Raw genomic sequence first — 15,720 nt, 5'->3', positions numbered from 1 at the left:
GAACAGACCCGGGGCGGCCTCTTTGTCCTATTTAGGGCTGTTCATTCCTGCTGTTCATTCCTGCCGTTCACTCCAGTGTCCGGTCAGGGCCGCCCCGACGTGGTCGAGGTGGAACGCGGTGAGTTCCCGCAGGGCCTCCATGCTGGTGTCCTCGCCCTCGCTCCACAGCCGGCCCGCCACCCTTATCACCCCGCTGAACGCCGCGACCACCAGGCGCGGCCGCGGGTCCGTCTCGATGTCGAGGCCCTCCCGGCGGGCGATCTCCCGGGCCAGCCGCTCCTCCAGTTCGGCGGTGCGGCGCAGATGGACGGCCAGCAGGGCCGGGGTCGACTCGATCACGCTGTACATGCGCATGTAGAGGTCCGGGGAGACCAGTTCCGTGACGGCCTCGCCGATGGTGTCCCAGGCGTCGAGGGCGGCGCCGCGCAGGGCGGCGAGCGGTGCCTCGCCGGCGGGCCGGGCGGTGAGCGCGGCGAAGAAGTGGGAGTCCGTCGCCTCCTGGGCCGCGAAGGCGACCTCCTCCTTGTTGGCGAAGTACCGGAAGAAGGTGCGCTGGGAGACGTCGACCGCCTCGGCGATCTCGTCGACCGTGGTGTGGTCGTAGCCGTTCCGGGTGAACAGCTCCAGGGCCGAGCGCACCAGGGCGGCCCGGGTCCGCCGCTTCTTGCGCTCCCGTAGTCCCGCCGATGGCGGTGCCACCGCCTGGTCCGTTGTCACCTGTCGGCTCGCTTTCTGGTGCTCAGGGGCTGCTCACCATACCCGCGGCAAAAATGACAGTTACCGAATGGTGAAGTTGTTTGTCAATTGTCAGTCGCTGACACTAGCCTCTCTCCATGACGTCTGAGACCACCATCGCCCACGGGGCGCCGGAACCTCCCGTACCCGATCCCCCGAAGGGGCTGCGTGGACACCCGTGGCTGACGCTGCTGACCGTCGGCTTCGGGGTGACGATGGTCGCCCTCGACGGCACGATCGTCGCCATCGCCAACCCCGCCATCGCGGAAGACCTCCACGCCTCTCTCGCCGATGCCCAATGGATCACCAACGGATATCTGCTCGCCCTCGCCGTCTCGCTGATCACGGCAGGCAAGCTCGGTGACCGCTTCGGCCACCGCCAGACCTTCCTGATCGGCGTCGTCGGCTTCGCCGCCTCCTCGGCCGCCATCGCCCTGTCCGGCAGCGTGAGCCTGCTGGTGACCTTCCGCGTGCTCCAGGGCCTGTTCGGCGCCCTGCTCATGCCCGCCGCGCTCGGACTGCTGCGCGCCACCTTCCCGGCCGAGAAGCTCAACATGGCCATCGGCATCTGGGGCATGGTGGTGGGCGCGTCCACCGCGGGCGGCCCGATCGTCGGCGGTCTGCTCGTCGAGCACGTCAACTGGCAGTCCGTCTTCTACATCAACGTTCCCGTCGGCGCCCTCGCCCTGGCCTTGGGGCTGATCATCCTCAAGGACCACCGCGCCGAGAACGCCCCCCGGTCCTTCGACATCCCCGGCATCGCGCTGCTGTCGGGCGCGATGTTCTGCCTGATCTGGGCCGTGATCAAGTCCGGCGACTGGCAGTGGGGCGACTCCAGGACGCTGGGGTTCCTCGCGCTCTCCGCGGTCTGCTTCGCGCTGTTCGCGTTCTGGGAGACCCGGTCCGGCGAGCCGCTGCTGCCGCTGCGCATGTTCCGCTCCATCCCGCTGTCCGCCGGCACCGTGCTGATGGTGCTGATGGCCTTCGGCTTCATGGGCGGGCTCTTCTTCGTCACCTTCTACCTGCAGAACGTGCACGGCATGAGCCCGGTCGACAGCGGGCTGCACCTGCTGCCGCTGACCGGCATGATGATCGTGGCCTCGCCGGTGGCCGGAGGGGTGATCACCAAGGTCGGACCACGGATCCCGCTGGTCGTCGCCATGCTGCTCACCGCCGTGGCGATGTTCGGCGCCTCCACCCTCGACGTGGACTCCTCCACCGGCGAGATGTCCCTGTGGTTCGGCCTCCTCGGCCTCGGCCTCGCCCCCGTGATGGTCGGCGCCACCGAGGTCATCGTCGGCAACGCGCCGCTTGAGCTCGCGGGCGTCGCCGGCGGCCTCCAGCAGGCGTCCATGCAGGTCGGCGGCAGCATCGGCACGGCCGCGCTCGGCGCGGTCATGGCCGCCAAGGTCGATGACGCGCTGCCCGGCTCCTGGCAGCGCGCCGGGCTCCCGCCGCTGACCGGAACCCAGCTCGACCAGGCGTCCGAGGCGGTCGAGGTCGGCAAGCCGCCGATCGCCCCGGGCACCCAGCCGGAGATCGCGGCGAAGATCACCGGTGTCGCGCATGACACCTTCGTGTCCGGGATGAGCCTCGCCTTCGTCGTCGCGGGCGTCGTCTCGCTCGTCGCGGCCGGGGTGGCGGCGTTCACCAAGCGCGGCGCCAACGCGGAGGCGGGCGCCGGAGCCGCGCACATCTGACCCGTACGCCACGGCGGAGTACGCCGCGGCAAGTACGCCCCGGCACGGCAAAGCGCCGGGCAGGCCGTTACCGGCCCGCCCGGCGCTTTCGCCTGTGCGGCCCCGCCCGGCTACCAGGCGGGGCCGTGACCGTTTACGCGTCGCCCCCGGCCGGGCCCGGGTCCGCGGCGGACACGTCGAGCAGCTGGTAGCGGTCGATCGCCTGCTTCAGCACCGAGCGGTCGATCCGGCCCTCCCGGGCCAGCTCGGTGAGCACGCCCAGAACGATCGACTGCGCGTCGATGTGGAAGAAGCGGCGCGCCGCCCCGCGGGTGTCCGCGAAGCCGAAGCCGTCGGCGCCCAGCGACTGGTACGTGCCGGGCACCCAGCGGGCGATCTGGTCCGGAACGGCCCGCATCCAGTCGGACACGGCCACCTTCGGGCCCTCCGCGTTCGCCAGCTTCCGGGTCACATACGGAACGCGCTGCTCCTCCTCCGGGTGGAGCAGGTTGTGCTCCTCCGCCTCGACCGCGTCGCGCCGCAGCTCGTTCCAGGAGGTCGCCGACCACACATCGGCCTTCACGTCCCACTCGTCGGCCAGGATGCGCTGCGCGTCCAGCGCCCACGGCACCGCGACGCCCGAGGCGAGGATCTGCGCCGGGATCGCGCCCTTCTCGCCCTGCTTGAAGCGGTACAGGCCCTTGAGGATGCCCTCGCGGTCCACGTCGGCGGGCTCGGCCGGGTGCCGGATCGGCTCGTTGTAGACGGTGAGGTAGTAGAACACGTTCGGATCTTCGCCACCGGCAGGCTCCCCGTACATCCGGCGCAGACCGTCCTGCACGATGTGCGCGATCTCGAAGCCGAACGCCGGGTCGTAGGCGACGACGGCCGGGTTGGTCGAGGCCAGCAGCTGCGAGTGGCCGTCCGCGTGCTGCAGGCCCTCACCGGTCAGCGTCGTACGGCCGGCGGTCGCGCCCAGCACGAAGCCGCGCGCGAGCTGGTCGGCCATCTGCCAGAACTGGTCGCCGGTGCGCTGGAAGCCGAACATCGAGTAGAAGACGTACACCGGGATCAGCGGCTCGCCGTGCGTGGCGTACGCCGAGCCGGCCGCGATCAGCGAGGCCGTGCAGCCCGCCTCGGAGATGCCGTCGTGCAGCATCTGCCCGGTCGGCGCCTCCTTGTAGGCGAGCAGCAGCTCGCGGTCCACCGACTCGTAGGTCTGGCCCAGCGGGGAGTAGATCTTCGCCGAGGGGAAGAGCGAGTCCATGCCGAAGGTGCGGTACTCGTCGGGCGCGATCGGCACGAACCGCTTGCCGATCTCCTTGTCCCGCATCAGGTCCTTCAGCAGCCGCACGAACGCCATGGTGGTGGCGATCTGCTGCTGCCCGGAGCCCTTCTTCAGCGACGCGTACGTCTTGTCGTCCGGCAGCTGGAGCGGCTTGGCGCGCACCAGCCGCGTCGGTACGTACCCGCCCAGCGACTTGCGCCGGTCGTGCATGTACTGGATCTCCTCCGAGTCCCGGCCCGGGTGGTAGTACGGCGGCAGGCCGGACTCCAGCTCCTTGTCGGGGATCGGCAGGTGCAGCCGGTCGCGGAAGCGCTTGAGGTCGTCGACCGTCAGCTTCTTCATCTGGTGGGTCGCGTTGCGGCCCTCGAAGTTGGGGCCGAGTGTCCAGCCCTTGACCGTCTGGGCCAGGATCACCGTCGGCTGGCCCTTGTGGGCCTTGGCCGCCGCGTACGCCGCGTAGATCTTCCGGTGGTCGTGGCCGCCGCGGCCCAGGTGCAGGATCTGGTCGTCGGTCATGCCCTCGACCATCTTGCGCAGCCGCTGGTCGTCGCCGAAGAAGTGCTCGCGGATGTAGGCGCCGGTCTCGGTCGCGTACGTCTGGAACTGGCCGTCGGGCGTGGTGTTCAGCTTGTTGACCAGGATGCCGTCGCGGTCCTGGGCCAGCAGCGGGTCCCAGGTGCGGTCCCACACCAGCTTGATCACGTTCCACCCGGCGCCGCGGAACTGCGACTCCAGCTCCTGGATGATCTTGCCGTTGCCGCGCACCGGGCCGTCGAGGCGCTGCAGGTTGCAGTTGACGACGAAGGTCAGGTTGTCCAGGCCCTCGCGGGCGGCCAGGGACAGCTGGCCGAGCGACTCCGGCTCGTCCATCTCGCCGTCGCCCAGGAACGCCCACACATGCGACTGGGAGGTGTCGGCGATGCCGCGCGCCTCCATGTAGCGGTTCATCCGGGCCTGGTAGATCGCGCCCAGCGGGCCGAGGCCCATGGAGACCGTCGGGAACTCCCAGAAGTCCGGCATCGACCGCGGGTGCGGGTAGCTGGACAGACCGTGGGAGGCCTTCGACTTCTCCTGCCGGAAGGCGTCCAGGTGCTGCTCGCTCAGCCGGTCCAGGAGGAAGGCGCGGGCGTAGATGCCGGGGGAGGCGTGGCCCTGGAAGAAGATCTGGTCGCCGCCGTCCCCGCCGTCCTTGCCGCGGAAGAAGTGGTTGAAGCCTACGTCGTACAGCGAGGCCGAGGAGGCGAAGGTGGCGATGTGGCCGCCGACGCCGATGCCCGGGCGCTGGGCGCGGGAGACCATCACCGCCGCGTTCCAGCGGGTCGCGTTCAGGATCTTGCGCTCGATCTCCTCGTTGCCCGGGAAGAACGGCTCGTCCTTGGTGGCGATGGTGTTGACGTAGTCCGTGCTGCGCATCTCGGGCACCGCGACGCGCTTCTCACGGGCGCGCTCGATCAGGCGGAGCATGAGGTAGCGGGCACGTTCCCGGCCTCGCTCATCGACGGCTGCGTCGAGCGAGTCGAGCCACTCCTGGGTCTCTTCGGGATCGAAGTCCGGGACCTGGCTGGGAAGGCCGCCAATGATGATCGGGTTGCGATCGGATCCGGAAGCCACGCTATTCCTTCGCTTTTCGGTCGTGCTGTGCACGCAATGGATTCGTGCTCTGCTGGTGTCGCGCCGATCTCCATCGTGTACCTCGGGTAGGGGATACGTCACCTCTACCGGGGAGTAACCATCACGTGGTGAGACGGTCGCTGCGCGGGCGTCGGAGGTGCGACGGCCAAATCGCAACCATACGCCCACCCCCGACGGGGTCCGCGTACCCCCGTTCGGCCGCTGTCCGGCGTACTCGGCGTATCGTGACGATACGTACGCGCAAAGCGGGCATATGGGAGTGATGTGACTCACTCGTGGCTGTTCGTCCATGATGGGAGTTGCGACGACACTCCCCCAATACTCCGTTGAACGCCGTATGGGGGGACCCCCCACGTTTGGGCGGGATCGCTGGCCAGGTACTTGCGCGATCCGCCCGGCCCGTGTGGACTACGCCCCATGCCCCGCGTACGCGCGTGGCGTACAGCGACTCGAGGAATGAACGCAAGATGACAGGAGGCAATCCGTGAGCGCGACCGCGGACCACGCGGAGGAGCGGACCAGCCCTGCCGTGAGGCTGGGTTTCCAGCCCGATCAGGTGGTCCAGGAGATCGGCTACGACGACGATGTCGACCAGGAGCTCCGCGAGGCCATCGAGGAGATCACCGGCCAGGAGCTTGTCGGCGAAGACTACGACGATGTGGCCGACGCCGTGGTGCTGTGGTTCCGGGAGAGCGACGGCGACCTGACGGACGCGCTGGTGGACGCCATTGGGATGATCGACGACGGCGCGCCGGTCTGGCTGTTGACCCCCAAGACCGGCCGTGACGGCTATGTCGAGCCGAGCGACATCAACGAGGCCGCGACCACCGCCGGCCTGTCCCAGACCAAGAGCTTCAACGCGGGCAAGGACTGGACGGGCAGCCGTCTGGTCACCCCCAAGGCCGCCAAGTCGAAGCGCTGAGCCGGTGCGGCGGGCCGTCGGCGCACGGCCCCGCGACACCCCGCTGAGAGCCCCCCTCCGTACCGATCGGAGGGGGGCTCTGCGCGTAGGGTGGTCCCCGGTCAGCCAATCCGGAAACTCCAGGGAAGGAATGCCATCCATGGCGATAGAGGTCGGTGCGAAGGCCCCCGAGTTCGAACTGAGGAACCAGCACGGGGAGACGGTCCGGCTCTCCGACTTCCGGGGTGAGAAGAACGTCGTCCTCCTCTTCTACCCGTTCGCCTTCACCGGCGTGTGCACCGGCGAGCTGTGCGCCCTGCGCGACGAGCTGCCGAAGTTCGTCAACGACGATGTGCAGCTCCTCGCCGTCTCCAACGACTCGCCCTTCTCGCTGCGCGTGTTCGCCGAGCAGGAGGGGCTCGAGTACCCGCTGCTGTCCGACTTCTGGCCGCACGGCGAGGCCAGCCGGGCCTACGGCGTCTTCGACGAGGAGAAGGGGTGCGCGGTGCGCGGCACCTTCGTGATCGACAAGGAGGGCGTGGTCCGCTGGACCGTCGTCAACGGCCTCCCCGACGCCCGGGACCTCAACGACTACGTGAAGGCCCTGGAAACCCTGTGACGAGGGGAACCGCTCACTAGGATCGACGCGTTGATCCTGATGGGATCACCGGGCGCCCCCGGCCTCACCCGGGCGGCGCCCCCGGCACCCGGCATAGCAACGAAGGGGCACGCAGTGCTCCTGACGAACCTTTTTGGGAGGACTCGTGGGAGTCAGCCTCAGCAAGGGCGGCAACGTCTCGCTGACCAAGGAAGCCCCGAACCTGACCGCCGTCACCGTGGGTCTGGGCTGGGACGTCCGCACCACTACGGGCACTGACTTCGACCTCGATGCCAGCGCCCTGCTGACCAACGCCGAAGGCAAGGTCTCCAGCGACCAGCACTTCGTCTTCTTCAACAACCTGAAGAGCCCCGACGGCTCGGTCGAGCACACCGGTGACAACCTCACCGGTGAGGGCGAGGGCGACGACGAGCAGATCAAGGTGAACCTGGCCGGTGTGCCGGCCGATGTCGCCAAGATCGTGTTCCCGGTCTCGATCTACGACGCCGAGAACCGCCAGCAGAGCTTCGGCCAGGTCCGGAACGCGTTCATCCGCGTGGTCAACCAGGCCGACGGCAATGAGCTCGCCCGCTACGACCTGACCGAGGACGCCTCGACGGAGACCGCCATGGTCTTCGGCGAGCTGTACCGGCACGGGGCCGAGTGGAAGTTCCGGGCGATCGGCCAGGGGTACGCCTCGGGCCTGCGCGGCATCGCGCAGGACTTCGGCGTCAACGTCTGACGTACCGCCCGCAGCACCACCGGCGCATGTACGTCCGCGTACGCACCGCACCGCCCGCGCGTCCGGCGCCGCGCCCCTGCACACCGACAGGAGCGCGGCGCCGGACGCGCTGCTGCTCAGGCCGCTTCCGCGCGCTCGGGGCGCCCCACACGCCGCCCGCGCGCTCCGCGCTCCACGCGCACCTCGCGCTTCACGCGCACCTCGCGACACCAGGGGAGGAACCACGATCATGGGCGTTACCCTCGCCAAGGGAGGCAATGTCTCCCTCACCAAGGCCGCGCCGAATCTCACCCAGGTGATGGTCGGCCTGGGCTGGGACGCGCGCTCGACCACCGGAGCACCGTTCGACCTCGACGCCAGCGCGCTGCTGTGCCAGTCGGGGCGGGTGCTCGGCGACGAGTACTTCGTCTTCTACAACAACCTCAAGAGCCCCGAGGGCTCGGTCGAGCACACCGGCGACAACCTCACCGGAGAGGGCGAGGGCGACGACGAGTCGATCCTGATCGACCTCACCAAGGTCCCGGCGCAGGTCGACAAGATCGTCTTCCCCGTGTCGATCTATGACGCGGACACCAGGCGCCAGACGTTCGGGCAGGTCAGCAACGCTTTCATCCGCGTGGTGAACCAGGCCGACGGCAATGAACTGGCCCGCTACGACCTCTCCGAGGACGCCTCGAGCGAGACCGCGATGATCTTCGGCGAGGTTTACCGCTACGGCGGGGAGTGGAAGTTCCGAGCCGTGGGGCAGGGGTACGCGTCAGGTCTGCGCGGCATCGCTCTAGACTTCGGGGTCAACGTTTCGTAAAGCCGCGTAATAGCGCGCGGGGGAGACCTCACGAAGAAGGATTGGGTTGCCAGTGCTCCTCAAAACCTTTGGTTGGTCGTTCGCCGTCACGGCGGGCGGTCTGGCCTTGGCCGGCGTCCTCTGGGGGTGGAAGGGGCTCGCCATCGTCGGGATCCTCTCGATCCTGGAGATCTCCGTCTCTTTCGACAACGCGGTCGTCAACGCGGGCATTCTCCGCAAGATGAACGCCTTCTGGCAGAAGATCTTCCTGACCGTCGGCATCCTGATCGCCGTCTTCGGCATGCGGCTCGTCTTCCCCGTGGTCATCGTGGCCGTCACGGCGAAGATCGGGCCGCTGGAGGCCGTCAAGCTGGCGATCAACGACAAGGACCAGTACGAACACCTGGTCACCGCCGCGCACCCGGCGATCGCGGCCTTCGGTGGGATCTTCCTACTGATGATCTTCCTCGACTTCATCTTCGAGGACCGCGACATCAGGTGGCTGGGCTGGCTGGAGAAGCCGCTGGCCAAGCTCGGCAAGCTGGAGACGCTCTCCATCGTCGTCGCCCTGCTGGCCCTGCTCGTGACCGGCATGACCTTCGCCACCGACGTGGCGCACAGCGGCGGTGACAAGAGCGCGACGGTGCTGCTGGCCGGTGTGGCCGGTCTGCTCACCTATCTGATCGTGGGCGGCATCTCCAGTTACTTCGAGGACAGGCTCGAGGAGGACGAGGAAGAGGCGGAGGAAGCCGAGGAGGCCGAGAAGGCCGCCAAGGCGGCCTCCGGGGCCCAGAAGGGCGGCCAGGGCGCCACGGTGGTCGGCCTGGCCGGCAAGGCCGCGTTCTTCCTGTTCCTCTACCTCGAGGTCATCGACGCGTCGTTCTCCTTCGACGGCGTCATCGGCGCCTTCGCGATCACCAACGACATCTTCGAGATGGCGCTGGGTCTGGGCATCGGCGCCATGTACATCCGGTCGCTGACCGTCTTCCTCGTCCGCAAGGGCACCCTGGACGACTACGTCTACCTGGAGCACGGCGCGCACTACGCCATCGGCGCGCTCGCCGTCATCCTGTTGATCACGATCAAGTACGAGATCAGCGAGGTGATCACCGGCCTGATCGGTGTGGTCCTCATCGGCGCCTCGTACTTGTCCTCCGTGGTCCGCAACCGCCGGCTGGCGGCAGAGGGCGGCGAGGACGCCAAGAGCAAGACGGAAGTCGCGTCCGGAGTGTGACGCGGGTCCGTTTGAGGAACGCTTCGAGCGGGGCGGGTCGGGAGTCCTGGTCTCCCGACCCGCCCCGCGGGCCGTTGTGAGTAGCTGATTGGTGGGGGTGGCCACGATGCCGTTCTGGAGCAACTGGGGACGGGGCGCATGGCGTGATTTCGACAGTGGTGACGCCTCGGGCGTGGTCCAGCTCACCAGGCGGCACCAGACCATATCGCTGACCAAACAGGGGGCGGTGAGCGGCAACCTGCGGATCAACCTCTCCTGGCGGATGCGGACCTCGGACTTCAACGACAGGCCCGGGCGCGGCGGGCTGCGCAATCCGCTGCGGATGTTCAAGCCGGAGGTGGTACAGGCCCAGGGTCCCGCGATGGTCAACGTCGACCTGGACCTGGCCTGCATGTACGAGCTGCAGAGCGGTGCCAAGGGCGTGGTACAGCCGCTGGGCAACTTCCTGGGCAACCTGAACGAGGCGCCCTACGTCAAGCTCAGCGGCGACGACCGGTTCGGGTCCGGATCCGGCGAGACGATGCACATCAACATGGACCACAAGGACGACATCAAGCGGCTGCTCGTCTTCGTCTACATCTACGACGGCACCCCGGCCTTCGACCGCACCCACGGCATGGTGACGCTCTACCCGAGCAACGGACCACGGGTGGAGATCGAGCTCCACGAGCGCGCCCCGCAGGCCCGCTCCTGCGCCGTGGTGATGATCGAGAACGTCAAGGGCGAGATGCTGGTCCGCCGCGAGGTGAAGTACGTCTACGGCTTCCAGGCGGAGCTGGACCGGCTCTACGGGTGGGGGCTTCAGTGGGGGCGCGGCTACAAGGAGAAGGTCTGAGGGAGAAGGCCTGAGGGAGAAGGCCTGAGGCGGAAGGGCCTGAGGCAGAGAGCCTGAGGGCGCAGCCGCCGGCCGCGCCCGGCCCGTCTACCGGTGCTGGAACTGCGGCCCCTGCGGCGGCAGCGTGAAGTGGGGGTCGGGCGCCGGGGGCGGCGGTATGGGCTGCGTGCGCTGCACCTGCTGCGGATAGCCGTACGCCGGCTGGGGCGGGTAGCCGTACGCGGGCTGCGCCGCCGGGGGCTGCGCGGGGGGCTGAGGGTAGCCGTACGCGGGCTGGGCGGGAGGCTGCTGCGGATAGCCGTAGCCGGGCTGGTGCTGGGGGTGGGGTTGGGCCAGCGGTGGGGCGGTCGGCGGGGGCGGCACGGCGCCGGTCGGGGCCGGGCCGTAGCCGGCCGTGGGGAGCGGTGTGGGCGGCACCATCGGCTGGGTCAACTGGGAGTCGTCCCAGGAGCCCTGCGCGAAGGAGGGGCCGGGGGGCGCCGCCGAGCCGAGCGGGGAGTCCTGCGCCGCCATGGGCGACGGCGGGGTGGTGGACGAGCCCTCGGGCCCACCCCCGTCCGTGCTCCCGGTGCCGCCCGCGCCCGCGCCGGTGGCCGCGCTCTCGCCGGTGCCCGACGCCTCGCCGCCGCCCTCGCCGTCGCCCTCGCCGTCGTCCACCGAGATGCCGTACTCCGTGGCCAGCCCGACCAGCCCCGACTCATAGCCCTGGCCGAGCGCGCGGAACTTCCAGGAGTCCCCGCGCCGGTAGAGCTCGCCGCAGATGAGCGCGGTCTCCTTGCCGGTCTCCGGCGCCACCGCGAACTCCGCGATCGGCTCCGCGCCCGGCGCGCCCGCCGCGTCGTACAGCAGCAGGCTGAGATCCGGCACCTGGCCGAAGCTGCCGCCGTCGGCGGAGGCGGCCAGCACCACCCGGTGGACGGCCGGCTCCAGCGCCGTCAGATCGGCCTCGACGGTGTCCGTCAGCCGCTCCCCCACCCGCGCCTTGGGCAGGTGCCGGACCAGGCCGGAGGGGTGGCGCGGCTGGTTGTAGAAGACGAAGTCCTCGTCCGAACGCACGCGATCGTCCGCGCCCAGCAGCAGCGCCGAGGCGTCCACGTCGGGTACGTCCGTGCCGGGGGTCCAGCGGAGCACGGCCCGTACGGCGGTGGTCTCCAGCGGGATGTTCGATCCCTTCAGCATCGCGTGGGTCATGGCCGCAATCCTGCCCTCCCGGCCCTGGCCGGGACAACGCAGGGGGCCGCTCCGGGGCCGGGAAAGTGTCAGGAGGAGAAGATGGGCCAGTATCCCGGACACGCGCCGGACGCACATGAGTTACGTGATTTTCACGCTCTTGGGGAACTTTTGACCGGTCGCCGCACGTACGATTATCGGCCACCACCGGGCCGGATCGGCCAGCGCGGGCATCGGCAGTGCAGGGAGAGCTATGCGGCATTTTGGACACCTGTCGGCCGAGGTGCGGAAAGATCTCTTCTACCGGGAGCCGGTCGAATTCACCGCCGACTCCCCGGCCCACACGCTCGCCGTCGCGCTCGGCGCCACCCTCTACAGCCCGGCCACCCGGCCCCGCCTCGCCGATGACATCGCCAAGCAGGCAGCTCAGGGCGTTACCTCCATGGTGATCTGCCTCGAGGACTCCATCGACGACAACGAGGTCCCGCAAGGCGAGGAGAACCTCGTACGCCAGCTCGGCGACCTCGCGGCGCGCGGCCCGCACACCCCGCTGCCCCTGCTGTTCATCCGGGTCCGGACCCCCGAGCAGATCGTCGACCTCGTCCAGCGGCTGGGAACGGCCGTTCGGCTGCTGTCCGGATTCGTACTGCCGAAGTTCACCGAGGAGCGGGGTGTCCCCTTCCTCGAGGCGCTGATATCGGCCGAAACCGAGGAGGCCACCGCCGCGCTGGGCGGGCGGCGACTGTATGCCATGCCGGTCCTCGAATCGCCGGAGCTGATGCACCGGGAGACCCGCACCGAGACCCTGGTCGGCATCGGGAGCACCGTCGACAAGTACCGCGAGCGGATCCTGGCCCTCCGTCTCGGCGTCACCGACCTGTGCTCGGCGTACGGGCTGCGCCGCGCCCCCGACATGACGGCCTACGACGTACAGCTCGTGGCCTCCGTCATCGCGGACGTGGTCAACATGCTGGGCCGCGCGGACGGCACGGGCTTCACGGTCACCGGGCCGGTGTGGGAGTACTTCAAGCCCCACGAGCGGATGTTCAAGCCCCAGCTGCGCCTCAGCCCCTTCACCGGCCGCGCCGCGTCCTCGCTGCGCACCGCGCTCATCGAACACGACATGGACGGGCTGCTGCGCGAGATCGAACTCGACCGCGCCAACGGCCTCCAGGGCAAGACCTGCATCCACCCCACCCACGTCGCCCCCGTGCACGCCCTGTCGGTGGTCAGCCACGAGGAATACAGCGACGCCGTGGACATCCTCGAACCGGAGCGCGGCGGGGGCGGGGTGCTGCGCTCGGCCTACACCAACAAGATGAACGAGGTGAAGCCGCACCGCGCGTGGGCCGAGCGGACCCTGCGGCGGGCCGAGGTGTTCGGGGTGGCCCGGGAGCACATCAGCTTCGTGGAGCTGCTGGCGGCGGGGCTGCGGACGGGATGACGGGGCTGAGAGGTTTGATGGGGCTGACAGGGTCGACGGGGCAGATGGGGCGTACGGCGTGATGTGGTCGGGGCAGTGGGTCGCGGACCGGCTGGGAGTCGGGCTCGAGGGCGGCGACGAGCTGCGCGAGCTGCTGGGGCTCGCGCTGCGGCGCAACCCCAAGCGCGCGCATCTGCTGGTCTCCAACGTGCTCGGCAAGCACGTACCGCAGCGTCCGAGCGCCGTCCACGGCGCCGGCGTGCGGCTCGGGCGCCGGGTGCGTGAGCTGCTGGGCGACCGGGCCGCGGCGCGCGCGGTCGTCCTCGGCTACGCGGAGACGGCGACGGGCCTGGGCCACAGCGTCGCCGACGGCCTGGGCCTGGCCCCCTACCTCCACTCCACCCGCCGCCCGGTGGCGGGGGTCGCGCCGGTGGGCGGCTTCGAGGAGGAGCACAGCCACGCCACGTCCCACCTCCTGCTCCCCGAGGACCCTGACCTGCTGGCCACGGACGGCCCCCTGGTCCTCGTCGACGACGAGTTCTCGACCGGCCGCACGGTGCTCAACACGATCGCCGCGCTCCACCGGCGCTTCCCGCGCGAGCGTTACGTGGTGGTCGCCCTGGTCGACATGCGCTCCCCCGAGGACCGCGCCCACCTGGAGGCGTTCGCGGCCGACCTCGGCGCGCGCGTGGACCTGATCGCCGCGGCGACGGGCGCGGTCCGGCTCCCCGAGGGGGTTCTGGAACGCGGCCGACGCCTCGTCGAGGAACACGAGGCCGCCACCGCGCACCCCGGGGCGGGGCCCGAGGCCGCCCCGGTGCTCGCGGGGTGCCCCAGCCGCACCGGGGCGGTCCGGGTCGAGCTCGGCTGGCCGGGCGGGCTGCCCGATGGCGGGCGGCACGGGTTCACGCCCGCTCACCGGGAGCGGCTGGAGGCCGCGCTTCCGGGGATGGCCGCCCGTATCGCCGGAGCGCTGCGTGCCGCCGCGCCGGACGCCGCGCCTCCCCGGCGCGTCCTCGTCCTCGGCTTCGAGGAGCTGATGTACGCGCCGCTGCGGATCGCCGAGGCGCTGGACACCGCGCTGGACACCGGGCCGGCCACCGGGCCGGCCGGTGCCGAGGTGCGGTACTCGACCACCACCCGCTCACCCGTGCTGGCCGTCGACCACCCCGGCTACGCAATCCGTACCCGCCTCGCCTTCCCCGCGCACGACGCGCCCGCCGACGGCCCGGGGGAGCGCTACGCGTACAACGTCGCCCCCGGCGGCGACCCCGCGCGCCGCTTCGACGCGATCGTCGCCGTCGTGGACTCGGTGGCCGACACCCCCGAACTGCACGCGCCCGGCGGGCTGTTGGCCCACCTCGCCGCGCACACCGACCGGCTCCTGCTGGCCGTCGTGCCGTCCTACACGCCGAACACCTCCGCCCGAATCCCCGACCGAACCCCGGCCCGAACCCCCGACCGACAGGCACCCCCCATGTCACGACCGCCGCTGCCGGAACCGCTGCGCGGCCCCGCGTTCTCCTCGTACGCCCCCGAGGACGTGGGCTGGCTGCTGCAGGACCTCTCCGAGGTCACCCTCGAGGCGCCCACCGAGGAGCGCGAGGAGGCGATCCAGAGCGGCGGCGCGCACTACGCGGAGTCGCTGCCCGTCGAGTACCAGCCCACCGAGGAGTACCAGGAGCTGTTCCGGGCCGCGCTCACCACCTCGGCGGCGCGCATCGCCCGCGCGGTCGGCGCGGTCACCGAGACCGTGCTCGCCGAGCGTTCGCCGCGCCCCGTCCTGGTCTCGCTGGCCCGGGCCGGCACCCCCGTCGGCGTGCTGATGCGTCGCTGGGCGCGTCATGCGCACGGGCTCGACCTGCCGCACTACGCCATCTCCATCGTGCGTGGCCGCGGCATCGACACCACCGCGCTGCGCTGGCTGGCGGACCGGCACGACCCCGCCGACGTGGTGTTCGTCGACGGCTGGACCGGCAAGGGCGCCATCACCCGCGAGCTGGCGGCGGCCGTACGCCCGTACCCCGGTTTCGACCCGCGGATCGCCGTGCTCGCCGACCCCGGACGCTGCGTGGACACGTACGGCACGCGCGACGACTTCCTCATCCCCTCCGCCTGTCTCAACTCCACCGTGTCCGGGCTGATATCGCGCACCGTGCTGCGGGCCGACCTGGTCGGGCCGGACGACTTCCACGGCGCGAAGTTCTACCGCGAGCTGGCCGGCGCCGATGTCTCCGGGCTCTTCCTGGACACCGTCACGGCCCGCTTCGACGAGGTCGCCGACCAGGTCGCGGCCGACGCGAAGGAGCTGGCGGCCGCCGACCGCGCCCCGACCTGGGAGGGCTGGGCGGCCGTGGAGCGGATCAGCGAGGAGTACGGCATCCACGACGTGAACCTCGTCAAGCCGGGCGTGGGCGAGACGACGCGGGTCCTGCTGCGCCGCGTCCCGTGGAAGATCCTCGCGGCGCGCGGCGCCGGGGCGGACCTGGCCCATGTGCGGCTGCTGGCCGAGCAGCGCGGGGTGCCGGTGGAGGAGGTGGACGGCCTGCCGTACTCGTGCGTCGGCCTGATCCACCCCCGCTACACGCGCGGCGCGACGGGCGCGGACGGCAAGGCGGTGACCGCGTGATGGCGAGCCACACGCCGAGCCACACGCCGAGCCACACGCCGAGCCACGCCACCGGCCGGCCGGGCCACGA

Annotated in this window: 12 protein-coding genes; 9 read left to right on the top strand and 3 right to left on the bottom strand. The window is 70.4% G+C overall.

All coding sequences use genetic code 11. From position 1 onward, the window contains the following. Positions 1 to 54: 54 nt before the first annotated feature. A complete protein-coding gene (locus ABFY07_RS09100; protein WP_428836885.1) occupies positions 55 to 717 on the bottom strand; it encodes a TetR family transcriptional regulator in 663 nt (220 codons plus the stop codon). A gap of 116 nt (positions 718 to 833) precedes the next feature. On the opposite strand from ABFY07_RS09100, the gene ABFY07_RS09095 reads away from it, so the two are divergent. Continuing rightward, a complete protein-coding gene (locus ABFY07_RS09095) occupies positions 834 to 2,435 on the top strand; it encodes an MFS transporter (protein ID WP_346173954.1) in 1,602 nt (533 codons plus the stop codon). 133 nt (positions 2,436 to 2,568) lie between these two features. Here ABFY07_RS09095 and aceE read toward each other — a convergent pair whose 3' ends face one another. Further along, a complete protein-coding gene (gene aceE / locus ABFY07_RS09090; RefSeq protein WP_346173953.1) occupies positions 2,569 to 5,313 on the bottom strand; it encodes a pyruvate dehydrogenase (acetyl-transferring), homodimeric type in 2,745 nt (914 codons plus the stop codon). A gap of 505 nt (positions 5,314 to 5,818) precedes the next feature. Here aceE and ABFY07_RS09085 point away from each other — a divergent pair. The 6 genes from ABFY07_RS09085 to ABFY07_RS09060 all read left to right on the top strand — a co-directional run bounded on the left by ABFY07_RS09085 (position 5,819) and on the right by ABFY07_RS09060 (position 10,428). Beyond that, positions 5,819 to 6,256: a DUF3052 domain-containing protein gene (locus tag ABFY07_RS09085; protein WP_065958891.1), complete on the top strand. Its 438-nt coding sequence runs from the start codon at positions 5,819 to 5,821 to the stop codon at positions 6,254 to 6,256. A 139-nt stretch (positions 6,257 to 6,395) separates the two neighbouring features. Beyond that, entirely contained in the window at positions 6,396 to 6,854 is a 459-nt protein-coding gene (locus ABFY07_RS09080) for a peroxiredoxin (RefSeq protein WP_346173952.1), read from the top strand. A gap of 145 nt (positions 6,855 to 6,999) precedes the next feature. Continuing rightward, positions 7,000 to 7,575: a TerD family protein gene (locus tag ABFY07_RS09075; RefSeq protein ID WP_065958889.1), complete on the top strand. Its 576-nt coding sequence runs from the start codon at positions 7,000 to 7,002 to the stop codon at positions 7,573 to 7,575. A gap of 229 nt (positions 7,576 to 7,804) precedes the next feature. Further along, positions 7,805 to 8,380, top strand: a complete 576-nt coding sequence (locus ABFY07_RS09070; protein WP_346173951.1) for a TerD family protein — start codon at positions 7,805 to 7,807, stop codon at positions 8,378 to 8,380. 52 nt (positions 8,381 to 8,432) lie between these two features. Continuing rightward, positions 8,433 to 9,593: a DUF475 domain-containing protein gene (locus tag ABFY07_RS09065; RefSeq protein WP_346173950.1), complete on the top strand. Its 1,161-nt coding sequence runs from the start codon at positions 8,433 to 8,435 to the stop codon at positions 9,591 to 9,593. 106 nt (positions 9,594 to 9,699) lie between these two features. Then, positions 9,700 to 10,428: a TerD family protein gene (locus tag ABFY07_RS09060; protein WP_346173949.1), complete on the top strand. Its 729-nt coding sequence runs from the start codon at positions 9,700 to 9,702 to the stop codon at positions 10,426 to 10,428. Positions 10,429 to 10,515: 87 nt separating this feature from the next. On the opposite strand, the gene ABFY07_RS09055 is transcribed toward ABFY07_RS09060, so the two are convergent. Then, a complete protein-coding gene (locus ABFY07_RS09055; RefSeq protein ID WP_346173948.1) occupies positions 10,516 to 11,619 on the bottom strand; it encodes a TerD family protein in 1,104 nt (367 codons plus the stop codon). 232 nt (positions 11,620 to 11,851) lie between these two features. Here ABFY07_RS09055 and ABFY07_RS09050 point away from each other — a divergent pair, with 232 nt between their 5' ends. Together ABFY07_RS09050 and ABFY07_RS09045 are read left to right on the top strand one after the other, a co-directional pair. Continuing rightward, positions 11,852 to 13,042: an HpcH/HpaI aldolase/citrate lyase family protein gene (locus tag ABFY07_RS09050; RefSeq protein ID WP_346173947.1), complete on the top strand. Its 1,191-nt coding sequence runs from the start codon at positions 11,852 to 11,854 to the stop codon at positions 13,040 to 13,042. Positions 13,043 to 13,103: 61 nt separating this feature from the next. Continuing rightward, positions 13,104 to 15,650, top strand: coding sequence for a phosphoribosyltransferase (locus tag ABFY07_RS09045; RefSeq protein WP_346174039.1), 2,547 nt, complete (start codon positions 13,104 to 13,106; stop codon positions 15,648 to 15,650). Positions 15,651 to 15,720: the final 70 nt, after the last annotated feature.

Source organism: Streptomyces sparsogenes subsp. cuspidosporus (assembly GCF_039532705.1).
GTDB lineage: Bacteria > Actinomycetota > Actinomycetes > Streptomycetales > Streptomycetaceae > Streptomyces > Streptomyces sparsogenes.
This window is presented reverse-complemented; position numbering and strand designations above follow the sequence as displayed.